Below are 5,152 nucleotides of genomic sequence, written 5' to 3' on the forward strand. Positions count from 1 at the left end.
AACCCTTATATAGAAAGGCATTTAGCGATTTTTGTCAATTGTTTTTGATCTAGAGCGAACTAATCAATTAAATCTCTTGCCAGATAAGGATTTAGTCGATTTATGCCCCCCTATCGAACCATACCAAGTAACGAAGAACCGGATTTTTAAAGGGAAACTATTTTTTAAAATTGGTCATTACTTCCGATTTTACCACTCAATCCAAGCCTTTGGGGGGTAGAACCCCCCAACCCCCCCCGTTGGGTGCGTGGCGCCGCCCCCAAACCCCGGAGCGCATTAGTTTTTCGGTGGGATGCTTACAGGCAGCAGCTGATATATCTGTAATAATTTAAGGGTCACTGATAATTGCTGATTGTTGGTATTTCTGCAAATGTGAGATGCACCCACGAAAAAGCTAGAGAGGATTGGCGTAGGACGATCGCTTTTATCGCCAGCAGACAAAAATCCCGTGTTATGATTAATGAAAAAATCATAAAGTTTTGTAACAAACCTTGACTGCTATCCTCCGCCCCCAAGAAAAGCCGCTGCTTAATCCTTGGTACTCCCTGTCCCCTCTCTGGCAAGGAGACGAAACCGATGTTAAACAAGGTTTACCCCATAGCCAACTCGCCCCCCCGTGGCAGATTTTAATTCTCGGCGATGGTTCTCCCACCCGTCATTTACAACTTTTAACCGGTGAAAAAACGGAAGTAGATGTGATCGATATGTCCCCCATCGGCGACGATGAGGATGGCGCACCGATGAAAATTAGCCTGATTCCGGGGCCGAGATTGCGTCGTCAAGTCTGGTTACGCACAGCTAGTGGTCAAAGGTTAGCCTATGCCGCTTCTTGGTGGTCTGTCAATCAAGTGGACGAATATCTGGAAAATCGTTCCCTACCGATTTGGGAAAGTCTCTCGCGGCTGCACACAGAATTGTATCGCGATGTGCAGGGACTTTATTACGGTCATTCCCCGGAATTAGAAATAGCTTTTGGGGAAAAAGGAGCATTTTGGGGTCGTCATTACCTATTTTGGCACGCTCGCCAACCCCTTACCCTGATTTACGAGGTTTTTTCTCCCTATCTCCGTAAATACCTCGGCGAAATGAGAATTGATCAATTAGAATAACTGCTGTAGATATTTCTAAGTAGTTCAATTAGTTAATCTTTGGAGAAAATTAAATGATTTTTCTCCGTTAATTTTGCCATCCAACCCGGTTCAATCACAATCGTGCTAATTTTTTCGATAATAATTGCGGGTCCTGCCAGACAATCAAAAGGTTGCAGATCTGAACGCTGATAAATTGGCGTTTCCCGCCATTGATTAGCCATAAAAACCGCTACTCGATCGAGGATAGGAGGTAATTCTCCCATCGGACGGGAGCGAGTTAAAATTGCTTCTTTGGGACTGTCCATAGTCTGGATCAATTCCACGGCAATCGACTCAACAATTAAAGCTTTTTGTTCTTGCTTAAACCCATAACGTCTTTGATGTTCCCCTTCAAAATCCTGACGCATTTGATCGCTAAAATTAACCGCTAAAGTGGCATCACTGCCTTGATATTTTAAACTGACTTGCTGCCGCACCTGGTTATAATCCTCTAATTCCCGACCCGCTAAAACTTCTAATTCGTTCATTTCTGTGGACAACTCCCCGATTAAATCGGCATTTAACCCCTGTTCGATCGCTTTTTCTTTAATTACCCTCAAATCGGCCAAACCCATGCCGTAGGCGCTTAAAACCCCAGCGTAGGGATGGAGAAAAATACTTTTCATTCCCAGAGTATCGGCAATTAAACAGGCCACTTGACCCCCGGCACCGCCAAAGGTACAAAGAGTATAATCACTGAGATCGTAACCCTTTTGTAGAGAGATTTTTTTAATCGCATTAGCCATATTTTCCACGGCAATTTGAATAAACCCGGCAGCCAACATTTCAGGACTATTATTACCCCCCATTGCTGCCGCTAATTCTTGAAACTTTGTCAGCACAATCTCTCTATCTAGGGGGAAATTTCCTTCTTGTCCAAAAATAGCAGGAAAATAGGCGGCTTGAATTTTTCCTAACAAAACATTAGCATCGGTAATTGTTAATGGTCCACCCCGTCGATAACAGGCAGGTCCCGGATTAGCTCCGGCACTTTCTGGTCCGACCCGAAAACGATAACCATCATAGACTAAAATCGAACCCCCACCAGCGGCCACGGTGTGAATACTTAACATCGGCGCTCGCATTCTTACGCCGGCAATTTCGTTATCTGTTTGGCGCTCGTATTCCCCTTGAAAATGAGAAACATCGGTGCTAGTTCCTCCCATATCAAAACTGATAATTTTGCTAAATCCCGCCCTTAAACTGGTTTGTACTGCCCCGACTATTCCCCCCGCAGGACCGGATAAAATGCTATCTTTGCCCTGAAATTTATCGGCGGTGACTAAACCGCCATCGGATTTCATAAATAGCAAGCTAGTCTTCGGTAATTGCTGGCTAATACTATCAACATAGCGGCGTAAAATTGGCGATAAATAGGCAGAGACTACCGTGGTATCTCCCCGGGATACCAGTTTCATTAAAGGACTGACTTGATGGGAAATGGCTAGGTGAGTAAAGCCGATTTCTTCGGCAATGGCTGCCACTTGTTTTTCGTGGTCGGGATAACGATAACCGTGCATAAAAACAATCGCACAACTTCGGATACCCGCTTGATAAACTGGTATTAAATCGGCTTTAACTTGGGCGGGATTAACGGCGATTAATTCTTGTCCTTGACTATCGTACCGTTCGGCCACTTCGATAACTTGTTCGTATAATAAAGAAGGCAGAATAATCTGACGGGCAAAAATATCGGGGCGATTTTGATAGCCAATTCTCAAGGCATCTTTAAAACCTTTGGTGATTAACAAAACCGTGCGCTCTCCTTTTCTTTCTAACAGCGCATTGGTGGCTACCGTTGTTCCCATTTTAATCACTTCGATGTTATCTAGGGAACCGCTAATATCTTTGATCCCTTGAATGACTGCATCTGGGTATTTTTCGGGATTTTCCGAGAGCAGTTTATAGAGAACAATCCACTGTTGATCGGCAAGGGGAACAATCAGAAATCTAGCGGCATCTCTAGCTAGTTGTTCAATAATTTCTGGTCGATCGATTATCGCCACTATATCGGTAAAAGTTCCCCCTCGATCGATAAAAAATTTTAACATAATCCCTTCCAGGTCTCAGAATCAATTAACAATTGCGCCTAATCCTTTTAAAATAAACTAGATTGATCTATCTGAGTAAGCAAAATGTCCACAGGAATCGCTATCTTAGGGGTAGGACGTTGGGGAGTCCATTTCGTCCGTCATTTTTCTCAACATCCCTCAGCACAAGTAGTGGCGATCGTTGACCCCTCCCCTGAAAAACTTCATCTCTGTCGGGATCAATTTAATCTCGATACTAATAAGGTTATTTTAGCCAATGACTGGGAATCAATTCGTCTTCACCCCGAAATCTCGGCTGTAGTCGTCGTTACTCCTGCCATCAGCCATTATCCCCTGATTAAAGATGCTCTTAATTTAGGTTATCACGTCCTCGCCGAAAAACCCTTAACCCTCAATCCCCAAGAATGTGCCGAATTAACGGAATTAGCGGCGAAAAAACAGCGTATTTTATTAGTTGATCATACCTATCTTTTTCATCCCGCCGTTATCACCGGACAAAAAGTTCTGCAATCTGGGGGTATCGGTAAACCTCTTTATGGTTATGCCACTCGCACCCACTTAGGTCCGGTCCGTCAGGATGTGTCCGCTTTGTGGGATCTAGCTATTCACGATATTTCGATTTTTAATAGCTGGTTAAATAGTACACCAATATTAGTTCAGGCGAGGGGAACCTTCTGGCTACAACCTAATCTAGCCGATTTAGTCTGGTTAACCCTGATCTATGGCGATGGTTTTCAAGCGACTATTCACCTTTGTTGGTTGAATCCCGATAAACAGCGACGTTTAGGGATAGTTGGCAGCGAAGGGACTTTAATTTTCAATGAATTAGACTCTCGATCGCCTTTAACCCGACAAAAGGGCTATTTTGAACGTCAGGAAGCCTATTTTATTCCCCGGGGACAAGAGACGGAATCTATCCCTATTGCCGATGGTGAACCCCTGAAAGCATTGTGCGAACATTTTTTAGAGTCGGTGGCTACGGGTGTCGATTCTCCTGTGTCTTCGGGATCGGTAGCGACGCAATTAGTCAAAATCCTCCAGGCAGTAGAATTATCTCTAGCCAGAGGTGGAGAAATCGTGCGCGTAGAATGAGGTTTTAGACCCGATTTTTTCGATCAGACTGCGATCGCAATAATTCTTACTTCCTCAATCCTTGTCCCTTTAATGATAGGTTTTCCCACTAAAATATCGGGATTCAGTGTAATTCGAGTTTCCCAGTCCATAGCTACATCATTGAAAGTGTTTTCAAAAAGGTAAAGGCTGCGTGGGACGCACCCGACCAGATCGGCGATCGCTTAGATGTTCGGCTAAGTAAGCTTTCTTGGGCATTTTATCCCCTCGTCTTTGCCCGTTTTATGATCACAGGATTTGGTATTGTTGACTGACGGGAGCAAGCAATTAATTTCTAATTTTAAGCACTTGCATAGGAGTCAAACGTCTTTGCTCTGTCTTGTCAAAATCTTGATCAAAACTCACAATAGTAGCTTTTTCAAGCTCGGCAGCAACATATTGGTAAGCATCATCAAAATCCAAGCGAAAGAGATCTATTATTTCTACGACACCAGCATCAATCAAAACGTCATCCACAAATTTGATAAAAACGTCTCTTTGATTCAGCCGATTACAGATCACCCCGATAGAATGTAAAGTAAAATCAGTTATACACATATCAGAGGGCGAGAGCGTATCAAGTAGCTCCGCAACAACCTCCGCCTGTCCTTGTCCTAATAAGCGTTCTAGCCAAATATTCGTATCCAGAAGAAACACTAGCCATTTCTCCATTCAACTGCAAGATGCTGTAACTCAATTGTTGATTTAACCATTTTAAGCCCGGCTCTTCGGTAATTGTTATGCAAATAATTAACTGAAAATAAAATTAGATAAGAGAGCCTACGCCCAAAAGTAGCTGAAATTCATATAAAGAAGGACTTAAGGCACAAATAGGTTAATACCAAAAGATAGACAATTGAG

General features: G+C 43.4%; 5 protein-coding genes and 1 pseudogene. 3 read left to right on the forward strand and 3 right to left on the reverse strand.

Annotated features, from left to right (window positions below):
- Nucleotides 1–25 precede the first annotated feature (25 nt).
- Nucleotides 26–220: pseudogene (locus IM319_RS13275) on the forward strand (hypothetical protein); the annotation flags it as partial.
- Between the two features lie 271 nt (nucleotides 221–491).
- Complete coding sequence (locus IM319_RS13280) at nucleotides 492–1,109, forward strand: chorismate lyase (RefSeq protein WP_287735902.1); 618 nt, start codon at nucleotides 492–494, stop codon at nucleotides 1,107–1,109.
- 32 nt (nucleotides 1,110–1,141) lie between these two features.
- On the opposite strand, the gene IM319_RS13285 is transcribed toward IM319_RS13280, so the two are convergent.
- Nucleotides 1,142–3,181: a hydantoinase/oxoprolinase family protein gene (locus IM319_RS13285; protein ID WP_287735903.1), complete on the reverse strand. Its 2,040-nt coding sequence runs from the start codon at nucleotides 3,179–3,181 to the stop codon at nucleotides 1,142–1,144.
- An 84-nt stretch (nucleotides 3,182–3,265) separates the two neighbouring features.
- On the opposite strand from IM319_RS13285, the gene IM319_RS13290 reads away from it, so the two are divergent.
- Nucleotides 3,266–4,273 (forward strand): Gfo/Idh/MocA family protein, encoded by a 1,008-nt coding sequence (locus IM319_RS13290; RefSeq protein WP_287735904.1) that lies wholly within the window; start codon nucleotides 3,266–3,268, stop codon nucleotides 4,271–4,273.
- A gap of 23 nt (nucleotides 4,274–4,296) precedes the next feature.
- Here IM319_RS13290 and IM319_RS13295 read toward each other — a convergent pair whose 3' ends face one another.
- Together IM319_RS13295 and IM319_RS13300 are read right to left on the reverse strand one after the other, a co-directional pair.
- A complete protein-coding gene (locus tag IM319_RS13295) occupies nucleotides 4,297–4,404 on the reverse strand; it encodes a DUF433 domain-containing protein (protein WP_287673237.1) in 108 nt (35 codons plus the stop codon).
- A gap of 175 nt (nucleotides 4,405–4,579) precedes the next feature.
- Complete coding sequence (locus tag IM319_RS13300; protein WP_287685143.1) at nucleotides 4,580–4,963, reverse strand: PIN domain-containing protein; 384 nt, start codon at nucleotides 4,961–4,963, stop codon at nucleotides 4,580–4,582.
- Nucleotides 4,964–5,152: the final 189 nt, after the last annotated feature.

Source organism: Microcystis sp. M113S1 (assembly GCF_020246945.1).
GTDB lineage: Bacteria > Cyanobacteriota > Cyanobacteriia > Cyanobacteriales > Microcystaceae > Microcystis.